General features: G+C 35.0%; 21 protein-coding genes and 2 pseudogenes. 7 read left to right on the plus strand and 16 right to left on the minus strand.

From position 1 onward, the window contains the following. Positions 1-5: 5 nt before the first annotated feature. A complete protein-coding gene (locus MJG50_RS01375) occupies positions 6-1,733 on the minus strand; it encodes a sensor domain-containing protein (RefSeq protein ID WP_240252145.1) in 1,728 nt (575 codons plus the stop codon). Positions 1,734-1,912: 179 nt separating this feature from the next. Between MJG50_RS01375 and MJG50_RS01380 the strand changes: the two genes are divergently transcribed. Continuing rightward, positions 1,913-2,380: a YkyB family protein gene (locus tag MJG50_RS01380; protein ID WP_240252147.1), complete on the plus strand. Its 468-nt coding sequence runs from the start codon at positions 1,913-1,915 to the stop codon at positions 2,378-2,380. Positions 2,381-2,440: 60 nt separating this feature from the next. On the opposite strand, the gene MJG50_RS01385 is transcribed toward MJG50_RS01380, so the two are convergent. Further along, the gene (locus MJG50_RS01385) at positions 2,441-3,091 is read right to left on the minus strand and encodes a glycoside hydrolase domain-containing protein (protein WP_240252149.1); all 651 of its coding nucleotides are present in this window, start codon (positions 3,089-3,091) and stop codon (positions 2,441-2,443) included. Between the two features lie 31 nt (positions 3,092-3,122). Further along, entirely contained in the window at positions 3,123-4,382 is a 1,260-nt protein-coding gene (locus MJG50_RS01390) for a PLL family lectin (RefSeq protein WP_240252152.1), read from the minus strand. A 185-nt stretch (positions 4,383-4,567) separates the two neighbouring features. Here MJG50_RS01390 and MJG50_RS01395 point away from each other — a divergent pair, with 185 nt between their 5' ends. After that, positions 4,568-4,795, plus strand: coding sequence for an IDEAL domain-containing protein (locus tag MJG50_RS01395; RefSeq protein ID WP_240252154.1), 228 nt, complete (start codon positions 4,568-4,570; stop codon positions 4,793-4,795). A gap of 45 nt (positions 4,796-4,840) precedes the next feature. On the opposite strand, the gene MJG50_RS01400 is transcribed toward MJG50_RS01395, so the two are convergent. The 4 genes from MJG50_RS01400 to MJG50_RS01415 form a co-directional block, all read right to left on the minus strand. Then, a complete protein-coding gene (locus MJG50_RS01400) occupies positions 4,841-6,685 on the minus strand; it encodes a PAS domain S-box protein (RefSeq protein WP_240252156.1) in 1,845 nt (614 codons plus the stop codon). Between the two features lie 254 nt (positions 6,686-6,939). Further along, positions 6,940-7,122: a hypothetical protein gene (locus MJG50_RS01405; RefSeq protein ID WP_240252158.1), complete on the minus strand. Its 183-nt coding sequence runs from the start codon at positions 7,120-7,122 to the stop codon at positions 6,940-6,942. A gap of 72 nt (positions 7,123-7,194) precedes the next feature. Then, the gene (locus MJG50_RS01410) at positions 7,195-8,085 is read right to left on the minus strand and encodes an NAD(P)-dependent oxidoreductase (protein ID WP_240252160.1); all 891 of its coding nucleotides are present in this window, start codon (positions 8,083-8,085) and stop codon (positions 7,195-7,197) included. Between the two features lie 54 nt (positions 8,086-8,139). Further along, positions 8,140-9,795, minus strand: coding sequence for an FAD-binding dehydrogenase (locus MJG50_RS01415; protein WP_240252162.1), 1,656 nt, complete (start codon positions 9,793-9,795; stop codon positions 8,140-8,142). A gap of 209 nt (positions 9,796-10,004) precedes the next feature. Between MJG50_RS01415 and MJG50_RS01420 the strand changes: the two genes are divergently transcribed. Together MJG50_RS01420 and MJG50_RS22365 are read left to right on the plus strand one after the other, a co-directional pair. Beyond that, a complete protein-coding gene (locus tag MJG50_RS01420) occupies positions 10,005-10,106 on the plus strand; it encodes a YjcZ family sporulation protein (RefSeq protein WP_240252172.1) in 102 nt (33 codons plus the stop codon). An 87-nt stretch (positions 10,107-10,193) separates the two neighbouring features. Next, a pseudogene (locus tag MJG50_RS22365) lies at positions 10,194-10,277 on the plus strand (YjcZ family sporulation protein); the annotation flags it as partial. Between the two features lie 74 nt (positions 10,278-10,351). On the opposite strand, the gene MJG50_RS01430 reads toward MJG50_RS22365, so the two are convergent. Beyond that, on the minus strand, positions 10,352-10,573 hold the full coding sequence (locus MJG50_RS01430; protein ID WP_240252183.1) for a hypothetical protein: 222 nt from the start codon (positions 10,571-10,573) through the stop codon (positions 10,352-10,354). A 116-nt stretch (positions 10,574-10,689) separates the two neighbouring features. Here MJG50_RS01430 and MJG50_RS01435 point away from each other — a divergent pair, with 116 nt between their 5' ends. Continuing rightward, positions 10,690-10,896, plus strand: a complete 207-nt coding sequence (locus MJG50_RS01435) for a YbxH family protein (protein WP_240252185.1) — start codon at positions 10,690-10,692, stop codon at positions 10,894-10,896. Between the two features lie 16 nt (positions 10,897-10,912). On the opposite strand, the gene ptsP is transcribed toward MJG50_RS01435, so the two are convergent. The 4 genes and pseudogenes from ptsP to glcT form a co-directional block, all read right to left on the minus strand. After that, a complete protein-coding gene (gene ptsP, locus MJG50_RS01440; RefSeq protein ID WP_240252187.1) occupies positions 10,913-12,631 on the minus strand; it encodes a phosphoenolpyruvate--protein phosphotransferase in 1,719 nt (572 codons plus the stop codon). After that, the gene (locus MJG50_RS01445) at positions 12,631-12,897 is read right to left on the minus strand and encodes a phosphocarrier protein HPr (protein WP_240252196.1); all 267 of its coding nucleotides are present in this window, start codon (positions 12,895-12,897) and stop codon (positions 12,631-12,633) included. Before MJG50_RS01445 ends, ptsP begins: the two co-directional genes overlap by 1 nt. A gap of 15 nt (positions 12,898-12,912) precedes the next feature. Further along, positions 12,913-13,455 (minus strand): annotated as a pseudogene (locus tag MJG50_RS01450) (PTS sugar transporter subunit IIA); the annotation flags it as partial. A gap of 241 nt (positions 13,456-13,696) precedes the next feature. Further along, the gene (gene glcT, locus MJG50_RS01455) at positions 13,697-14,542 is read right to left on the minus strand and encodes a glucose PTS transporter transcription antiterminator GlcT (protein WP_240252198.1); all 846 of its coding nucleotides are present in this window, start codon (positions 14,540-14,542) and stop codon (positions 13,697-13,699) included. 188 nt (positions 14,543-14,730) lie between these two features. On the opposite strand from glcT, the gene MJG50_RS01460 reads away from it, so the two are divergent. After that, entirely contained in the window at positions 14,731-15,528 is a 798-nt protein-coding gene (locus MJG50_RS01460; RefSeq protein WP_240252206.1) for an HAD family hydrolase, read from the plus strand. Positions 15,529-15,581: 53 nt separating this feature from the next. Here the strand turns inward: MJG50_RS01460 and MJG50_RS01465 are convergent, their stop codons facing one another. The 4 genes from MJG50_RS01465 to MJG50_RS01480 form a co-directional block, all read right to left on the minus strand. Then, complete coding sequence (locus MJG50_RS01465) at positions 15,582-16,811, minus strand: hypothetical protein (protein WP_240252213.1); 1,230 nt, start codon at positions 16,809-16,811, stop codon at positions 15,582-15,584. Next, the gene (locus tag MJG50_RS01470; RefSeq protein WP_240252215.1) at positions 16,801-17,991 is read right to left on the minus strand and encodes a DUF58 domain-containing protein; all 1,191 of its coding nucleotides are present in this window, start codon (positions 17,989-17,991) and stop codon (positions 16,801-16,803) included. The genes MJG50_RS01465 and MJG50_RS01470 overlap by 11 nt, the downstream gene beginning before the upstream one ends. Then, a complete protein-coding gene (locus MJG50_RS01475; protein ID WP_240252230.1) occupies positions 17,991-18,941 on the minus strand; it encodes an AAA family ATPase in 951 nt (316 codons plus the stop codon). The genes MJG50_RS01470 and MJG50_RS01475 overlap by 1 nt, the downstream gene beginning before the upstream one ends. A gap of 528 nt (positions 18,942-19,469) precedes the next feature. Then, positions 19,470-20,852 (minus strand): L-cystine transporter, encoded by a 1,383-nt coding sequence (locus tag MJG50_RS01480; RefSeq protein ID WP_240252231.1) that lies wholly within the window; start codon positions 20,850-20,852, stop codon positions 19,470-19,472. Positions 20,853-21,052: 200 nt separating this feature from the next. On the opposite strand from MJG50_RS01480, the gene MJG50_RS01485 reads away from it, so the two are divergent. Then, on the plus strand, positions 21,053-21,613 hold the full coding sequence (locus tag MJG50_RS01485) for a thioredoxin family protein (protein ID WP_240252232.1): 561 nt from the start codon (positions 21,053-21,055) through the stop codon (positions 21,611-21,613). Positions 21,614-21,695: the final 82 nt, after the last annotated feature.

Genomic DNA, 21,695 nt, shown 5'->3' on the forward strand with positions numbered 1-21,695 from the left:
CTCTTTTATTTTGTTAAATAATGCTCGATAATCTCTTTTTCTGGAAGTGGTTTACTAAAAAAATATCCTTGGGCTTTATGGCAATTCATTGATTTAAAAAATTCTACCTGTTCCTGCTCTTCGACACCTTCAGCTATTACTGCCAAACCTAAACTTTCGGCTAAATGAATAATTGTTGTTGTAATTGCTGCATCCTTATTATCAGTCAAAACATCCTTTACGAAAGATTGATCAATTTTTAATGTATCTATTGGAAACCTTTTTAAATAACTTAAAGATGAATAACCTGTTCCAAAATCATCGACAGCAATTTGAACACCAATTTCCTTTAACTTAGTTAGTGTCAATAATGCTTTTTCAGCATCTTGTATAGCCCCTTCAGTTATTTCAAATTCTAAAAACTTAGGATCAATTTGATTAGAATCTATTGCAGTCTTAATAATCTCTGCAAGTTTTGATTGCTGAAATTGTTTCGCTGATAAATTTACAGCAACGGAGACAGATTTATAACCCTTTTTATGCCATTCCTTGATTTTTTTACAAACAGTTGTAATAACCCATTCTCCTATGGATAAAATCAATCCTGTGTCTTCTGCTAATGGAATAAATTCCGCTGGAGATATATGACCGATAGTTGGATGATTCCATCTTAATAACGCCTCAAAACTACTTACTTCGTTTGAATCAAGATTGAACTGTGGTTGATAATACAACTCAAGTTCATTTTGATCTATTGCTTTTCTTAGACCATTCTCCAATATCATTTCAGATGCATTAAGCTTTTGCATATTTTTATTATAAAACTGAAAAATAGATCTTCCTACCTCTTTTGCCCGATACAATGCAGTATCTGCATTTTTGATTAGAGTCTCACCATCTTGCCCATCATGAGGAAATATACTAATACCAAGACTAGTTGTAACATAATATTCATCATTATTAAATACGAACGGTTTTTCTATTTCTTTAATAACATTTTCAGCAAATGCCCTGGCTTGCTCTACTGTTGTATTTAAGAGGATAATTATAAATTCATCTCCACTTTGACGATAAACTTTATACTCTGCACTATTCAAATTACTTAATCTTTGAGCAATTTGAATTAGTAATTGGTCTCCTGCTAGATGGCCCATAGTATCATTCAATAATTTAAAGCGATCCAGGTCTATATACATTAACGCAAATTGGTCATGATTATTACTTGAATCCTCAACGGTTGAAGCTAAATCCCTTTTAAGGGAGCTACGATTTGGAAGACCTGTTAAATGGTCGTGATATGCCATAAATTCTATTAATTTTTTTTCATTTACACTTTCGGTTATATCACGGGTTACACTAACAATAAATCTTACTTTACCTTGGTCATCAAATATTGGTGATAATATCGATTCACCATGAACTGTTCTATCATCCGCTAGTTTTACGACATCCTGAAATGATATCGGTTGCCTTTTTAAAAGAACCGAAGCATACTGCTGCTGAAGGTGGTCGGCCGTTTCTTTATGTAAAACTTCTTGAAGACTTCTACCAATACAATCATTTTGTAGTTTGGCGTGTCCCTTTGCTACATCATTTATAAAAACATACCGAAATGTTCCATCTACCTCTACACTCATTACATATATTAAATCTTTAATATGCTTCAGGATAATTTCAAATATGATAGATTCAATACTCTGACCTGTACTTGCAAATTTTTCATCATTAGAAATTACATTTTTTAACTTATCCATGAAACCATCCCTATGTTCTACTATTATAGTGTATTTTACTTAATATTATATTTTATCGTATAATTAGGCAATTAGTTGTCTAAATTATCGTTATTTACCTTGTATACATATTGTTTTGTGGGAATTCATTTGCAAAACTTCTTTTCAACAGTATAATAAAAATAGAAAGGAGAGTACAAATGAATAAACAAGAAAACGAACATTTTCTTGAACAAACAGTGGACAACCTCGCAAGAGCCATCTTTATCGTAAACCGACACGCAAAGACGGCAACAAACCCGAAGTTTTTATATTTGCTGAAACGAAAAGCACTAGAAAAATTAGTTACTGAAGGGAAAGCATCAAAAGAAGGGCTCCATTTTTCAAGAAATCCAAAAAATAGCCAACAACAATCTGACGTGTTAGTATCAGCAGGAGAATATTATTTTCACATGCCTCCTTCAAAAGAAGACTTCTCACGCCTTCCACACCTTGGTAATCTTAATCAAACATATCGTAATCCGAAAACTCATCTTTCACTTTCACAAGCAAAAATTCTCTTACAACAATATGTAGGGATCAGTGAAAATGATTCATCACAAAACAAAGCATATAAAAAAACCTACCAAAAACCAATATTTAAAAAACTAGGTGAAAGCTATAGATAGCCTAAATAACAAGAAAAAACAGGTAATTGCCAACATAGCATTACCTGTTTTTTAAGTTTTTTAATATAAGTAAGCAAGGAGACGTTGGTCGGCGAGATTCGTATCAATTGGACACTGCTTAGAATCACGTCCATATTGCCATACCCAGACATTCGCCTTACAATTTGGTGTTGCTGGCTTGAATTTAGGAGCATTACGTTCTTTCGTAACTCCGGGTTCTGGCTCTGCACTCCAAAGAATTGCTTGTGTTGCAATTTGATTATTTTTTTTAACAGCTTCACAATATGCATTAGAAAATCCACCTTTAACTGGATCATTATAAATACCGGATCGGAATCCTGTAGGATACATCGATTCGACCCAACCTCTTAACCATCCCTCATCTACCTCAAAGAAATGTTCAACATTAGCAAATATTGCAGTATTATTTGGGATTCCAAGTCTTCTCGCATTAAATACCGCATTTCTTGCAGCAATCTGGCCTCTTGAATATCCAATCGCTTCTGAAAACACATTATAAATAGGTAAGACTTTTATTCCTTTATTTCGAATAAATGCAATTTCTTCTTTTGTTAACCCCTCGGAAACATTTGGGATAGCTGTTAAATATCTGCCCCAAAACCTCGGATTCCCAAAATTATTTTTAACACATGTATACAAATCTTCATTTACAACTGCTGCCGAATCGACACCCCACACATATCTAGGCATATAGCCAACTCCTTTTATCCCGCATCTAACTTCATTCTCTCCACTTATGAATAAGTTCGTTATTTTGTCCCCTTGCAAACACATCAATTCGATTTCTTCCCCAAGAAACTGTACCAGGTTCCGAGGTTAAGGTTCCTCCAAGATCTTCCCAGTCGAGCCAACGAGTACCATTCCAATTTTTATAATAAAGCTGATCTTTCATACCTCTTACAAATACATCGATATTATTCGGTTTTCTTGAGGAGGCAGAGGGACTTGAAGTGAATTCGCCTCCGAGACTTTCCCAATTACTCCATGAAGCGCCATTCCAATATATGTGTTCAAGGGCTTTATTTTTACCTCGTGCGAATACATCAATTCTATCTGGGCCCCACGATATTGCTGCAGGAGCGGATGTTAAGTGTCCGCCAAGGTTCTCCCAATCACTCCAATTGCTTCCATTCCAATATAAATGATAGAGCTTCTTGTCACTCCCTCTTGCAAATACGTCCAATCGATTTTCAGCCCATGAAGCAACTGCAGGAGATGATGTTAAGATACCCCCCAGCTCTTCCCAATCACTCCAACTTGAATCACTCAAATATCGATGAATTAATTGCTGGTCCTCCCCTCTTGCAAACACATCTATTCTACCATCCCCCCAAGAAACAGCAGCTGGAGACGAAGTTAGCGTCCCACCCAAATCTTCCCACCCCAGCCATGAAGCTCCATTCCAGAACCTATGATATAAATGTCGATTTTTTCCTCTGACATATACATCGATACGATTCTTCCTCGTGATAGCTGGCGATGGTCCTGAGGTTAATGTACCCCCTAGGACTTCCCAGTCACTCCAGTTCTTTTCTGGTGTGAATCCAACATGCTCTAAGGTTAAACGAATAATTGCTTTTAATACCCGTTCTAATTCGGAATTAGGAATACGATAAGGTGCTAAAATGGCGAATATCCAACCAAATTGATTTTGAAGTAAACGAAACATTTGATTCATCTTCTGCTCAATAGAACCAGAAACATTGTCCTTATTAATTAATGTGAAATAAACAATTTGCATAGCAACATATTGACTAACTGCAGGATTAAGATTATATTCTGATAGCTTCTTATATTGTGGATTTAACTTATCCCTTATTGCCATCCAAACAGTTTGAAATTCATTCGTTTGTCGGACCTGAACGGAATAGTTATGATAATTATATGGCTGATAGCCATATCCATAATAGTTTGGCTGTCGATAATAATGTTCTGTCCGATAGTATGGATTTGCTTGATACCCGCCATTTATATATTTCATCAACATAACCTCCTCTATTTTTCCTTTTACTTCATACTATGAAACTTTTAAGGAAAGTAACCCATTTTTTAAGGATCGATTTAGTTAATTGACTAGAAATAGCGGATTCAGATATATCTTAATTTTCAAAAAATACTTTACTTTTTCTGCTTTTCGCTGCATAATAAAAAGAAAGGAGTGATAAAATGAACCATTTTAAGAAAGAACAAAAAAATGAACTAATTGTTATTCCTAATGCGCTTGAAGATGATGAAGAACTGTATGAAAAGGTAGCCGAAATGGTTCTTTACCGATCACAGATTTCCTTTCAAAAGGAAAAATTAATGGAAAGAATTGATCAATCCCTAATTAATAGAAATAAAGAAGCTTTTATGGAGCTTTCAAAACAATATATAACCCTTCAAAATAAATAATAATAAAGGTGTTACATCTCACAATTTGTGAAACGTAACACCTTTTTATTTTAGTACTAATGGTAAGCAAATTTCAAAAGTTGTCCCCTTGTCCTCGATACTCTCAACCTTAATTTGACCATTATGATTCTCAATGATATTATAGCTTACCATTAAACCCAATCCAGTCCCTTTTTCCTTTGTCGTAAAGAATGGCTCACCAATTCGCCTCATTACATGTTCTGGAATGCCACATCCTTCATCAGTAAAAGAGATTAATATTTTTCCATTTGAAACCTTTGTCTTAATATAAATATTACCCCCATCAGACATTGCGTCGATAGAGTTTTTTATAAGATTAATAAATACCTGTTTAATTTGATTGCCATCACAAGTTATAAGGGAATCCACTGGCTCAAGCTCTAGGTTAATCTGAATATTCTTTAAAATAGCTTGAGTATCTAATAATGTGACAACATTTATTAATATAGTCTTAACATCTACTTCTCTAAATTTTATATCGGTTGGCTTTGCAAGTAGTAATAACTCACTTAAAATAAGCTCAATTCGATTTAATTCAGAAAAAATAATATCAAAATATTGCTTTTTCGCTTCAAAGTCTATATTAAATAATTGTAAAAATCCTTTTATCGCAGTAAGTGGATTCCGTATTTCATGTGCGATTCCGGCTGCCAACTGACCAGCAATCGATAATTTCTCCGATTGAATCATTAAGTTTTCAGCCTTAACACGATCGGAAATATCACGAATAATAACTTGAACCGCATTTTCACCAAAATATGTAGTTGGTATTCCTATGAGCTCAGTAAATACTTGTGAGCCCTGTAGCGTGTACCAAGACTGTTTACTAAAATTCACTTCTTTTTTCTCTTTATTAACTATGTCAATAAACTGTCTAACTTGTTCATGATTTTCCGGATGTAAAAAAGTATAAATATTTTTACCTAACATTTCTGTGTAGCTATTCGCATCAAACATATTCACACCAGAATCATTAATAAAAACCCAATTATTTTGATAGATAACTGCAATCGTGTCAATTGAGTTTTGAACGATACGTTGGTAACGCTCACGACTTCTATGAATGATATCATGAAATGCCTTTCTTGATGAAATATCATGTAATACGATATATTCAAACTTTTCATTATCAAAAACGGCAGGAACAGCTTTTACTTCGACATCAATAATATTTCCATCCGCTTTCTTCCACTTTTGCTCGATAATTCCAACACTATGTCCCAGCTGTAATTGTTGGGTTCTTTTAGCTACAACTTCATGAAATTCATCTTCAATAAAATGATAAATTGATGATCCTATAAAATCAGTTCTAGATGTAACTGCTAAAAGGTTAACTGCTCCTGTATTCATATATACAATTTGACCAAGCTTCGTAATGATTATAGGAAATGGGGCTTCCTCTAATAAAATTGAAGACTGACCTCGTAATTGTTCAGAAAATTGATGATGGGTTATTAAAGTTTGTAATGAGCCGTCATCAACTTTTTTATCTTGCTTTTTTTTCATGGAAGGTTCATACAACATGTGCAATTTTAGCAGTACCTCCTCATATTTGCCTGAAGAGTGTCCTATTGGTTCTAATATTGTTTCAAACCAAATATATTCATTTCCAGATGTTTTCATTCGAAATGTACATGGAATTTCTGTTGGAGAACTAAAAAAATAGCTTTCCAATAAGAAAGTATCATCTTGGTGAATAATTCTTTTTAAAGAAGTATAAATAAGTTCATCTTTTTTATATCCAAGTATTTCTTCACAATTATTAGAAATATAAAGGATTTTACCATTAGTAGTAACTGAAATGGCTAAATGAACAGAAGCCTTCACACATTCTGTCAATTCATTTGGTAAATTTACATTATTCTTCATGATGCTGAACCCCCCTTCTTGCTATGATATTAAAATATAAAACAAATAGATTTCAATAAAGTACTACTACTACCTTAATTTAGAAAATCAGCCATATCCATAGGCAGAAAGACCTGTTTTATAAAATATTGTTAAAAAATTCAAAAATTATTTTATGCATATGAATGTATGACGGTTTCACTATTAAGATTGTAAAATCAAAATAAAAAATGCCACATTTTATTGTGGCATTTTGCTCGTTTAATATCGGTTTTTTAGAAGGATCCTTTGTATTCTCCATCATTTTTGGATGATTTCATTCTTTTTGCTTTTTCTTTATGCTTTTGATTGGCAGCATGACTTCCTAGCTCTTGACCAAATTCTGAGTCTGTAACAGCAGAGTCGAAGCCTTGTTTATTTTTTTGTTCTGCGTCTTGCTTATTTGTGCCTTTTGGCATATTTCACCGCACCCCCTCGTACAAATATCATAGTTATTGTTCATCAGGGATGTTATTTCTATACCTATAATATTAAGACCATAGTTTGTATAAGGCTTGGGTGCCACTATCTCCTTCACCTTTTTCCGCTAATTCATCATACAACTTTTTTGCTAGCTCAAGTCCAGGAACTTCCATTCCCATTAATTTTGCTTCTTCCAAGGCAATTCCCATATCTTTAATAAAATGCTTAATGAAAAAACCTGGTTCAAAGTTATCAGCAATCATTCTTGGTGCAAGATTACTTAACGACCAGCTACCTGCCGCACCCGTTGATATACTCCTTAGTACCTGTTCAGGGTCTAGTCCCGACTTTTTAGCATAGGCGATTGCTTCACACACACCAATCATGTTTGAAGCAATCGCGATTTGATTACACATCTTTGTATGCTGACCTGAACCTGCAGGGCCTTGATATACGATATTTTGGCCTATGATTTCAAGAATTGGCCTACACGCTTCAAAGACCACTTCATCACCACCAACCATAATCGCAAGCCTAGCCTCTTTAGCACCGATATCACCACCAGAAACAGGTGCATCAAGTGTATACATTTCGTTTTTCTTTGCAGTATTATGTATGTTAACCGCAAGAGTTGGTGTTGAAGTTGTCATATCGATAAAGTATGTACCTTTTTGTGCATATGCCAAAAGGCCATTTTCACCTAAATAGATTTCTTCTACATCATTTGGGTAGCCGACCATCGTAATGATAACATTAGCTTCGTTGGCTAACTCTCTAACGGAATCCTTCCAGACAGCTCCCTTTTCAATTAGTTCATTTGCCTTTTCCTTAGTACGGGTATATACATGAACCTTGTAACCATTACCAAGTAAATGACCTGCCATACTTTTCCCCATAACACCAGTACCAATAAAACCGATAACTGTCTTTTCAATAGAAAATGTTCCCACTTCTGCCATGTTCATTCTCCTAATTTTTTAACTAAATAATAACACAAAATCGGTAGATTATGATCAATTTAATTCGTTAGCTATTGCTCGACCAGCTACTCGACCTGTGAAAAGACATCCCCCTACAAATGTTCCTTCAAGTGCACGATATCCGTGAATTCCTCCACCACCAAATCCAGAAACTTCACCTGCTGCATAAAGCCCTGGCACTGGTTCTCCAAAAGAGTTAAGTACTCTCCCTGATAAATCAGTTTGTAAGCCACCTAATGTTTTGCGGCTGAGGATATTCAATCTAACTGCAATCAGTGGTCCGTTTTTAGGATCAAGAAATTTATGCGGTTTCGCAACACGAATTAATTTGTCACCAATATAGTGACGTGCACCACGCAGTGCGGTAATTTGTAGATCCTTCGTAAATTTATTATCGATTTCACGATCCCGAGCTTTTATTAATTTTTCAATTTCCGCAATCTTTATAAGATTTTCACCTGTAAGTTTATTCATGCCTGAAACAAGCTCAGCTAAATTATCAGCTATTATGAAATCCTCACCCTTATCCATAAATGCTTGAACAGGCCCCGGTGCACCTGGCAAAACCCTACTAAGCACTTTTTTAATACTTTTACCAGTCAAATCAGGATTTTGTTCAGAACCGGATAGTGCGAATTCTCGTTCAATAATTTTTTGAGTTAAAATAAACCATGAATAATCGTACCCCGTTTTTTGGATCGCTTCAAGAGTTCCTAATGTATCAAATCCTGGGAAATTTGGAGCTGAAAAACGCTGCCCCCGTGCATCTACCCAAAGCGATGATGGTCCAGGTAAAATTCGAATCCCATGTTTATCCCATACCGGATTCCAATTCTTAATACCTTCCGTATAATGCCACATTCTATCTCTATTAACAATACGTCCACCAACCTCTTCTGTAATGGCAAGCATACGTCCATCAACATGTGCTGGTACACCAGTTATCATCCTCCTTGGTGGAGAACCAAGTCTGCTCGGCCAATTTTTGCGTATTAAATCATGATTACCACCAATTCCACCACTGGTTACCACAACCACCTGTGCTCGATATTCAAACTGACCTATTACTACTCTTGAGCTTTCCTCCCCTCGTGCAACGTCACTTGGCTCAAGTATCGAACCGCCTACACCGAGTACTGTACCGTTACTATTAATGAACTTATCAACCCGGTGTCGAGGCTTATACACTACTATGCCATTTTTCATATGCGCCCTAACCCGTCGTTCAAAAGGTGCAACAATACCTGGTCCTGTTCCCCACACAATATGAAAACGAGGTACAGAGTTTCCGTGGCCCTCGGCAAGATAACCACCGCGTTCAGCCCACCCTACAACCGGGAAAAAGCGTACCCCCATTTCATGGAGCCATTCTCGTTTTTCACCAGAAGCAAAATCGACATACGCCTCAGCCCATTTTCTTCCCCAATAATCCTCATCATCTTCCCGATCAAAACCAGCTGTTCCCATCCAATCTTGCCATGCTAGTTCTTTAGAATCTTTAATTCCTAATCTACGCTGTTCTGGTGAATTGACTAAAAATAAACCACCAAATGACCACCAAGCTTGCCCACCGAATGAACTTTCTGGCTCCTGGTCTAATAGCAATACCTTTTTCCCAGCATCAGCAATCTCAGCCGTTGCGACTAAACCCGCTAGGCCAGCCCCTATTACCACGCAATCAAATTCCATGAAGACACCCCCAATTGTGTTATCGAACTCACTTACTTGTTTTTAATTCAGTATATATTTTCAAATATGGGTTGGTCAACAAATACACTGAATATTAACATTATTCAATTTATACTCTGGTAAGAAATCAGGAAAAAATGGGGTTTTGTACCTGTCGAAATTAGTTACCAAACATAAAATAGTAGCAAACAGACATGGAGGTGGTCTAGATGAGCGGAGCTTCAGGCGCTGGTTACGGTGCAGGATTTGCTTTGATCGTTGTGTTATTTATTCTGTTGATCATTGTAGGTGCTGCTTACGTAGGATACTAAGTTAAATACTAAAAATAATTGTTAGGAGTGGATTTCATGAGTTGTTGCGGATATGGTGGACAGAATTATGGTGGTTATGGCTACGGCGGTGGCTACGGACGTGGTTCAGGTTTTGCGTTGATTGTAGTCTTATTTATTCTACTAATCATCGTTGGTGCTGCTTGGTGCTAAATTAAAATAAAAATTACTAAGGAAACCAGCAACAATTATACGTTGCTGGTTTTTCTTTTTAGTTACGATTCATTTTACTTATTACTTTTAAAAAAGGTGTTGAATTTTTCCATCTCACTATCTACTTTTGGATTTATATGGTAAGGATTATTCGGTTGAATTCGAGTATCTGAGTTAGTATCAACAATCACACCCATTTTTTCTCCAGCCATTGCTGTATTATCATTAATAATCCCTTCATATCTTCCATCTGGATGAGGATCACGTTCATCATAGTCTCTGTCATTACTTGGCATCAATAAACCTCCTTTACTATTTAAAAGTATGTACCTTAAAAAGAGAAGTATGCTGAATGTAAAATAAAGACAAGCTATGTAGTGAGAAATGACCATAATTTGTTAGGAGCGATTGGATGGGAGCAATTGACCAGAACGGATATCGATTTGAACCAGAATACAGTGTTGTTAGTCAAAAAGGGGCAATTCACGTTTATCAAAAAGGAGATTTTGTAAAGGAAATCCCCTTTACATTTACTGGTGAACAACCCCATCCAGATCAAATAGAAAATTTAGTTAATAATTTCTTTGAAGAAGTCAACAAAAATGAGTCAGGCTACTAGAGCCAGACTCATTTTTTTAATTCATAAGATTTGCTTTCACAAATTCAACAACTTCCTCAGTTGTACTCATTGCAAGAATCTTTTCTTTGAAGCTTGCTGCTTCCTTTTTTGAAAGTCGTTTGATTTGTGAACGTGCAGGTAAGATCGAGGTTGCACTCATACTAAATTCATCTAGCCCTAGACCTAATAGGATTGGAACCGCAATAGGATCTCCTGCCATTTCCCCACACATACCAGCCCATTTACCTTCCTTATGTGCAGCATCGATTACTAATGTAATTAGTCTTAAAATTGAAGGATTATATGGTTGATATAGGTATGAAACACGCTCATTCATTCGATCAGCTGCCATCGTATACTGGATTAGATCATTTGTACCAATACTAAAGAAATCAACTTCTTTTGCAAATTGGTCAGCTAAAACAGCTGTGGATGGAATTTCAACCATAATTCCAATTTCAATTGTATCTGAAACAGATACTCCACTTGATACTAATTTTTCTTTTTCTTCTAGTAGGATTGCTTTAGCTTCTCTAAATTCAGCAAGAGTCGCAATCATAGGAAACATGATTTTCAAATTTCCATATGTACTTGCACGTAATAATGCACGTAACTGTGTTCGGAAAATATCTTGCTCCTCGAGACAAAGACGAATGGCGCGAAAACCTAAAAATGGATTCATCTCTTTTGGAAGATTCAAGTATGGGAGCTCTTTATCCCCACCAATATCAAGAGTTCGTACAACGACAGGCTTATCTTCCATTGATTCAAGAACTGTTTTATACGCTTCAAACTGTTCTTCTTCTGTTGGTAATTGGTCGCGACCCATATATAGGAATTCTGTACGATATAGGCCAACACCTTCTCCTCCGTTAGCAATTACACCTTTAACATCATCAGGTGTTCCAATATTTGCTACGAGTTCAACATGTTGTCCATCACTTGTAAAAGTTTTTTCGTTTTTAAGCTTTGCCCACTCTTCTTTTTGGGCCTCATATTTTTGTTTTTTCTCTTTATAATGTGCTAAAACCTCTGCTGAAGGATCGACAATTACTTCTCCGTCTAATCCGTCAACAATAACAGTTACATTGTTTTTAATCTCAGCAGTTACTGACTTTGTCCCAACAACCGCAGGAATTTCCATTGATCTAGACATAATTGCTGAATGTGATGTACGACCACCAATATCAGTTGTAAATCCTTTTACAAATTTACGGTTTAACTGTGCAGTATCAGAAGGTGTTAAATCCTCTGCAATTATAATAACTTCTTCTGATATCATGCTCGGATTCGAAATCGTAACACCTAAAAGATGTGCTAGTACTCTTTTGGTTACATCACGAATATCTGCAGCTCGCTCTTTCATATATTCGTTGTCCATTGCTTCAAACATACTAATGAACATAGAAGCTGTTTCATTTAATGCAAATTCTGCATTTTGATTATCATTTTCTATTTTTTCTTTTATTGGATTAAGAAGCTCCGGATCGCTCAACACAAGAAGATGTGCAGCAAAAATTGCTGCTTTATCTTCTCCAAGCTCTTTGTTAGCACGATCTTTAATTATTTCCAGCTCCTGCATTGATTTATCAATTGCTGCATCAAAGCGAGCAATTTCAGATTTCACATCAGAAATTGCCTTTTTTTCAACTGTAAGGTCGGGATGTTCAAGACGAAAGCTTTTCGCGATTGCAATCCCTGCTGATGCAGCAATACCTTTAATAACAGTAGACATTATGCACCAAGACCTTCTTTTGAAATTGTTTCTGTAAGAGCAGAAAGAGCAGCATCTGCATCGGAACCTTCAGCTATGATTTTGATTTCTGAACCTTGTCCAATTCCAAGAGACATAACACCCATAATTGATTTTAAGTTTACTGATTTTCCATTATACTCTAGATTTACATCAGAATTAAACTTACCTGCAGTTTGTACTAAAACAGTTGCGGGACGTGCATGTATTCCAGATTCACTAGTAATTTTAAATGTTTTCTCAGCCATTTTTCATTTCCCCTTTTATTTTGTAATGGTAATAATTCCTTCTTCTTTTAAAGCTACTGTGCCTTGTTTTATTAGTTGAATTTGTTCGCCGTCTTTTAAATTTGTAAAAACAATCGGAGTCATTAAAGATGGTACCTTATTTTCCAAGAATTCTAGATCCACTTTTAATAAAGGCTGTCCCTTTGATACCTTATCTCCCTGGGAGACAAGAGTTTCAAAGCCTTCTCCTTTGAGGTTAACTGTATCTATACCAAAGTGTATCAAAATTTCACGACCATTAACAGTTTCAAGACCTATCGCATGTTTTGTTGGGAATAAATTTACAATAGTCCCTTCAGCAGGAGAGACAACCAGCCCTTCTTCCGGTAAAATTGCAAATCCATCACCCATCATTTTTTCAGAAAATACTTGATCAGGTACATCTGTTATTGGATGAATTTCACCCTTGATAGGAGAAATAAATACTTCATTTCCAATTGATTCAGTCATAACTTTTTCAACATGATCTTTCGCTTCTGCATTTGCAGATGTTCTTGTAGTAGGGACTGGAGTTTTCCCGTCCATTTTTTCCTTAGCCTTACGCAGTGATCCAAAAACATTTTTAAACAATATGTAGGGACCCCCTTTCTCTTTTAGTTTGTGATGAACATACACATGTAAAACGATTACACTTTCAAAAATAAAAGGCATGAGCAAGGATGACTGCTTATGTATAGGGATAGATTACCCCTTATAACATAATTTCAATCATAACTTTACTCATGCCTGATCGTATCAGTAACACGTATAATGGACTACATTATTCATTTTTATTTGTAAGTCTTTGAAGATGCATGGTAAGATAGACTGCCTCAGCATCATAGACTTGCAATTTTAATGCCTGTTGCATCACTTTAATAACTTTCCACGAAAGATTATAGCATATTGGATATTCACTCTTCAATACTTTTGCTACGTTTTTTGGTTCCTCTACCTTATCACCTGACTTAACTCTAGCAATTGTATAATAAAGATGACGAATAAGTTGTAAATAATCGATACTATCTCTATTAATTTTGATCTTCAACTGACCCTCAATAATAGTAATTAAATTGGCTATTAAGTGAGAATGCTGATTCACTTCTGATATTGTTTTATTCCCGATGGCACTATGGATATGTAATGCAATAAATCCTACCTCTCCTTTCGGAAAAGTAATTCCCATTTTTTCATTTAAAATGGCTACTACTTCCTGGGCAACATTATATTCCATCGGGTAAAGAGATTTTGTTTCGATTAAAAAGGGATTTGCTAAGCTTAACCCTTGATTCATTCGTTTGATTGCAAATGATATATGATCAGTTAATGCAACATGAATATGTTCATTTATTGGAGATTCTACACGCTTCCTTATATGCAGTATAATATCATTCATTACTTCTATAAAACCCTCATCTACTTGTGAAACAAGCTTCTTGTACTGCTCCTGTTCTTTTTCATTTTCTAGAACAAACATCTTCTCAGCTTTAAGTTGAGAAATATCATCACCTTGTTTCTTACCGAATCCAATTCCTTTTCCAATTAGAACAACTTCATTATAAGAAGAATGTGTAGCAATCAGGACATTATTATTTAATACTTTTTTTACTTTAAATGACTCTATCAAGAATGCCAACTCCTTCTAATTGAATGATATACCCATTTAATCTTACAAACTTCCTCAAGGACAAGTCAATAGATATAATTTAAAACCAATTCAAATCATAACATATCATTACCTATCATTTGCAATTTTCATGTATAATGGCAGAATATAATTGAAAGAACCTACACATAAAAATGGAGGATGAAATATTGATTAAACTTATCGTAAGCGATTTAGATGGCACTCTTTTACAAGAAGATAATACTGTTAAGCAAGATGATCGTGAATCATTGAAAGAGGCTCTACAGGATGGATTTCAAATTAGTATTGCAACTGGGAGAATGGATATTGAAATTCAAGAAGTACTTAAGTCAATCGGTGAAAGATTCCATCGAATCAGTCAAAATGGGGCATTCACCTCAACTGTAGATAACCAAGCAATTTTTTCTAAAACCTTTGATCCTTCATTAGCAAGGAAGATATACAATAAAGTTCGTCCTCTAAATGTCATAACTCTTCTCTGCAATTATGATACAAACTTCACTGAAGAGAATAATGAATATGTTGAAGGCATCCAAAAAAGAATGTTTCACCCGATTGTGATTGACCCAAAACTTACAGACAAATTTGAAAGCATTATGCCTTCGAAAATAACACTACTTGGATTTGAAAACGATATAATCAAAATCTATGAGGAATTAGCAGCTGAACATGGAGAGGAAATTGATATTTATATTTCAGAGAAACAAGTTTTAGATATCATGCCAAAAAAGATCAGTAAAGGGAATGCACTATCGAAGTTACTAGATTATCTTGAAATTAAGGAAGAAGAAATTGCATGTATAGGTGACTCTTTCAATGATATTCCTATGTTTAAGCTTACTCCGTATAGCTACGTTATTTCCCATGCTCATGACTCAGTTAAAAAAGAAGCATCCTTTGTAGTAAATTCTGTTTCAGATGCAGTCGCACAAATACGAAGAGAAAATATGAAACTTGTGAAATAAGAATAAATATGCTAGTACTAGAAAGAAGGATATCAATGTCCTTCTTTCTGTCTTTACTTCGTTTTTTTCAAGGTTCGAATTTTACTTTTTATTTGTTTCACAATTTCATCGCAAGCAGCATCCTCTTCAGCTGATAAAACTTCATCTCCATAACGAACTCTTTCATACAATTCAACTAAACGATAATCTAGAAATGTATTTCTTGTTAACCACTCATGAACATTTTCATAATGGAAACGCCCTAATCCTTTACTAGCAGCTAGAATTTCTAATTCAAATACTAATTTTCTAACCTTGACCTGTGGGGTCTGTCTTTTAATCCTCTTTCGAATACTGGAATATTTCTCAATATTTTTGGTAGTTGTAGAAAATTGATATGTATCATCAGTAAGCTCTGGTTCTTTAACGAATCTCCTTTTAGCTATAATAATTGTAACAATCACAAGAATAAGGAGCGCAAGGATTGATAAAATTGTCCAGATATTTATCCGACTTAACTCATCTAAGAAAGAGAATATAAAACCCTTCTCCTCTAATGCAGAATCCCAGTTAAGCGCACCCTCCCCCGAATCTCTTGGTCGACTTTTAGTGTCAAATTCCTCCACTGCATTAAATAACGGTTTTGAAATGATGGACATTCCTTTTCCAATCACTGACATTACAAACGATAATCCTTTTACAAATAAGAATGGAAAGACAATTGAAAAAATGATTGCTCCAGTTAGAAGGCCACCGAAAAGCCCTAGTAGCGAAGCAGATTGCTTCTTAAGTTCTTTTTCTTTATTTTCTAAATGACTTGTCATAATAGCAACCAAAGTATTTCCGAACATCAGTACTAGAAGTTGAGTTATTAATAAATACAAAATAATATCCTTATATACATAGCCCTGTACACTAGCTCCAAAGTATGATAGACCCCCAATTAATAAACTAAGGTTCAATATCATTGAATCAGTTAGCTTCGAGGTTTTTTTAAAATGGATAACGACACGGTAACAAACTATAGCTGCTATAAACAGACTAACCCCAAAACTTAACCCTAATTCACTGCTAATCAGGGCTAGAATTGGAATCACCAATAGTACAAAAAAATAAGGCATATTAGATTTCATGATTGATAAAAGAAAAGAGATTAATAATGCTCCTCCACCAGTAATTATAATGAATGGAAGAATCGGTGGTAAATTTTCTGTTTGAATATAGCCCAAACACAACACAATATAAAAGATGATAACTTCCATGACGTATTGATTAAAATGAAGAAAAGCTTTACTAGATCGCATGGGAATTAACCTCCCTTTCATATTGTGAGGTCTTGATTAAATAAATATTATGATCATTCTCAAGAATTTTAAAACTATCAATACCTTTTTGAGCAAATTGTTTTAATAGCAAATGTTCATTTTGATCAATGTCACCCGATAAAATGACAAAGGGTGACAGCACGTGCTGACGCCCAGCAGCATGAATCATAAAATGAAACGGAACCGTGATACTATGTTTACTAAGTCTAGCAATTAACTCCAGTGCTCTTGCAAGATGTTCCTTTCCTGTTCCAAGAGCCTGATGTACAAATGGCGATTTCCCTGCTTTTCTAATATTGACAAATACTTCAAATGGAATATTTTTTAGGGTGGCATATTCTAATAAATATGTTAAACCGCTTAAATAATCTTCTAAATTTCTTTCACGCACATTGATCATAATCGTCCACGAAAACTGTGCAGTTTTATCAAACATTTTTGTTTGAAGCTCGTTCGTGCGAGCAGATGCTTTCCAATGTACCCGATTGAATGGGTCTGTAGAAACATATTGCCTTGCTCCAACGATTGCGTTTAAATCTTCAAAGTAGGATGACTTTATCGGATATTCCCCTTGATTTTTGGGAATAATTTTCTCAATCCCACCAACGACAACAGGTGAGGAAAATATGATAGTTTCGAATAAAAGAGGTTTTGTATATTGGAGATACACTTCTCCAAACCCAAATAAATGAGGAATTCGAACCTCAAGTGTCCTAATTTTAACTACACCTCTTTTTCTTGCATAAAACGGAAGTCTCGTTGTGACCGATTGTCTTCCCATTAAGGATAATGGCAAATGAAGTTCAATTTGTTCAGTTTCGAGAATTTGTCTTTCATTTTCGAATTCAATCATACTATCTATCGTGATTCTGACCTGTGCATTGAATAAGGGAATTACACCATTTTGACTAAAGGTGATCGAAAAATCATCATTTTCACCCTTGAATAATTTAATTGTTTCCTTATTTATTTCTACAGAGATATGTTCACCAACACGATTCAGATAAAAACGATTCACGTATATAAATAATAGAAAGAGCAATCCTACAAAGATAACTAAAAAAGACTGTACCATTATTCCAGTCATCATAATTATAGAAGAAAGAATTGCCAATAGAGACAATTCATTTCCCAAAGAGATTTGTCTTTTCCACCCCATTAATTAACAGCTCCCGCTTCCACTGGTACCGATACGGACGATAGCAATTCCTGAATAATTTGTCGGTTTGTTTTCTTTAGTGAACCTTCCATCGTAAGTACGAGTCGATGTGCAATAACAAACGGAGCCATATATTTAATGTCTTCAGGTGTTACGTATAATCTACCGTCTAGATACGCTCTTCCCTGTGCTGCCTTCATAAGCGCCAACGTTCCACGAGGACTTGCGCCAATTTCAACATCTGAGTGCTCTCTTGTAGCATGAATAACACGTAATAAATAATCTTCTACATCATCTGATAATTTCACTTGCTGAACTTCTCTTTGCATATATTCAATGTCTTCTTTGGATAATACTTCTCCTAATTCCTCAATTGGATTATTTTGACGATATGTCTGCATGATTTGTTTCTCTTCAGCAAAGCTCGGATATCCTAGATCAATTTGTACAAAAAAACGATCCATCTGCGCCTCAGGTAGAGGAAAGGTTCCTTGTTGAGATTCAATTGGATTTTGTGTAGCTATTACTATAAATGGACTAGGAAGCTTTAATGTTTCTCCGTCAATTGTAACTTGACGTTCTTCCATTACCTCAAGTAAGCTTGATTGCGTTCTAGGAGTCGCACGGTTAATCTCATCAGCTAGTAGAATATTAGTCATAACTGGACCTGGACGCAACTGAAACTCTTGCTCCTTAGGATTGAAGAACTGAATTCCGGTAACATCACTTGGAAGTACATCAGGAGTAAATTGGATTCGTTTGAAAGATCCACTTATTGATTTCGCAAAGCTTTTCGCTAACATTGTCTTGCCTGTCCCTGGTACACTTTCTAATAAAATATGTCCATTATTAATAAGAGAATTTAATACTAATTCTACTACCTCATTTTTCCCGATTATTACTTGACTAATATTCTCTTTTAATTTCGAAATATATTCTTTATTTGTCATTAGTATCCCCGCCATTATTCATATTTTATAAAATTTAGTTAATTTAATTAATTGTAAATCTATGACTATTTTAATTTATCAAACATTTTACTATTTTCCAACAAAAATATTAATTACCTACCATATTGACATTAAAGGATGAACTCTGCAAAAAGAATTTGACAAAGCTATACAAAACGAATATAATTAATATTTGATGTTCCTCAATACTTTAAAGCATAATTTTAAATTACTAATATAAATTTTAATATATAACTTTTCGTTCGAGTTAAAATAAATTTTATCATTTGAGAAAGACTTATTCACACTGGATCGGCTTCGGAGCCGTGAGGACGAAAGAGAGGTAGGGCTTTCGTTGTTTAAGAATTCCAAATCTACCGCGGCTAAGTAATTATTATGTAGAAAAAAGTTAATACGTCCAATATATAGAAAGAACCAACGATTGCGGTTGGTTCTTTTTTTACTTTAATTGATTAAAGATAAACAAAAAGGTAAGACCAATAGATTTCTGGCCTTACCTTTAACTTGTTATGCTTCTAATTCATGGGTTGGATTACCATACACATTCGTGTCTAATTCTCCAGTAATTTTACTAGTAAGAACACCCGCTGTCATACTTCCACTAACATTTAGTGCAGTACGGCCCATATCGATCAGAGGCTCAACTGAAATTAATAATCCTGCTAATGCAACAGGTAAATCCATTGCTGAAAGTACTAGGATAGCAGCAAATGTTGCACCTCCACCAACACCCGCAACACCAAACGAGCTAATCGCAACTACTGCGATTAAAGTGGCAATAAACGATGGACTAAGTGGATCAATTCCTACTGTTGGAGCAATCATAACAGCTAGCATCGCTGGATACACACCTGCACATCCATTTTGGCCAATTGATAATCCAAATGAACCCGCAAAGTTAGCAATACCTTCTGGTACTCCGAGGTCTTTTGTTTGAGCTTTCACATTAAGCGGCAATGTCCCCGCACTTGTACGTGATGAAAAGGCGAAAGTTAAAACAGGTAGAACCTTCTTTACATATGTGATTGGATTTAACCCTGAAAGTGTTAATAACAATAAATGAATAGCAAAAACTATTAATAATGCTACATAAGAAGCAACGACAAATTTTCCAAGCTTCCAAATTGCACTATAATCACTAGTTGCAGTGACACGAGTCATAATTGCGAGAACTCCGTATGGAGTCAAACGAAGAATGATGGTTACAATTCTCATTATAATTGAATAAAAAGCATCAATAATTTTCGCAAACATTTCAGCATGTTCAGGCTCTTTTCGTTTCACCCCTAAGAATGCAAATCCTATGAATGCTGCAAATATAACGACAGCAATTGTTGAAGTAGGTCGAGCACCAGTAAAGTCTAAAAATGGATTAGCTGGTAATAAATCTACGATTTGTTGAGGCAAAGTTCGATCTTGGATCTCCGAAAATTTTTGATCAAGCATTTCCCCACGAGCAGCTTCAGCATCCCCACCCGCGATTTGAACTGATTCTAGTTTAAATCCTGTAGCCGTTGCAATACCAACAGCTGCAGATATTGCAGTTGTTCCAACCAATATCGCTAAAATTAACCCACTGATTTTCCCAATATTATTTGCAAGCTTCATCTTTGTGAAAGCAGAAACAATCGAGATAAAAACAAGCGGCATCACAATCATTTGTAGGAATTTAACATAGCCGTTACCAACAATGTTAAACCAGTCCATTGATTCTGAAACAACCTCTGATTCTGTTCCATATATTAAGTGTAAAACCAATCCAAATACAATACCTATTCCAAGAGCAGCAAAAACTCGCTTTGAAAATGAGACATGTTTTTTTTGCATATAAAATAGACCGATAATTAATAATAGCAGTATTATGATATTTACAATTGTTAAAAATGACAATTTCGTTTCCTCCTTTTGTATATTAACGTATTCAAAATATATTACAATTATTCCTATGCGTCAAGTATGATTTATTCAGATATTAATATTTTACTATATTAAATCGGTTAAGACATGAGAAATAAGCAATATAGTAGCGTTATTTAGACACTTTAACTTATAGTAGTATCAAGAAATTGATTATTCGAAAGGGGTCTAATATGACAAATTTAAAAACATGGTTTGATAAAGGTATGAATAAAAATGAGTATATTAACAATATGAAGGTTCATCAAGAGCATCTTCTACAAGTATTCAATCAGTTTACACTTACTAATGAAGATAGAGAACTACTTCATTCTTTTCAATCCAAACAATTGAAAGCGGTAATATTAACTGCCGATTGGTGTGGTGATGCAATGGTCAATTTACCTATACTAATCAGGATGGCTGATGAAGCTTTACTTGAAACACGTTATTTAATTCGTGATGAAAACTTAGAGCTTATGGATCAATATTTAACAAATGGAAAAGCTCGATCAATCCCAATCATTATTTTTTTAAATAATGATTTCGAAGAAGTTGGAAAATGGGGGCCAAGATCCCCGATGGCTCAACAGGTTGCTGATCAACTTAAAGAAACACTTCCCCCTAAGGATTCAGACGAGTATGAGGCAGCATTTAAGCAATTCCTCAATTCTTTTGTTGAGAAACTAACAACAGATGTAGACCTTTGGATAGATATTAAAAATGATATCTTAAAGATACTTAAGAACATTTAAGACGTAATTTTCGATTATGAAAGTGGTATTACTTTTTCAGAAAGAACATATAATATTTTTAAGGCCGTCCACCTCTACCATT

It is taken from the genome of Fredinandcohnia quinoae (assembly GCF_022427965.1).
In the GTDB taxonomy this organism is placed as follows: domain Bacteria; phylum Bacillota; class Bacilli; order Bacillales; family Bacillaceae_L; genus Ferdinandcohnia; species Ferdinandcohnia quinoae.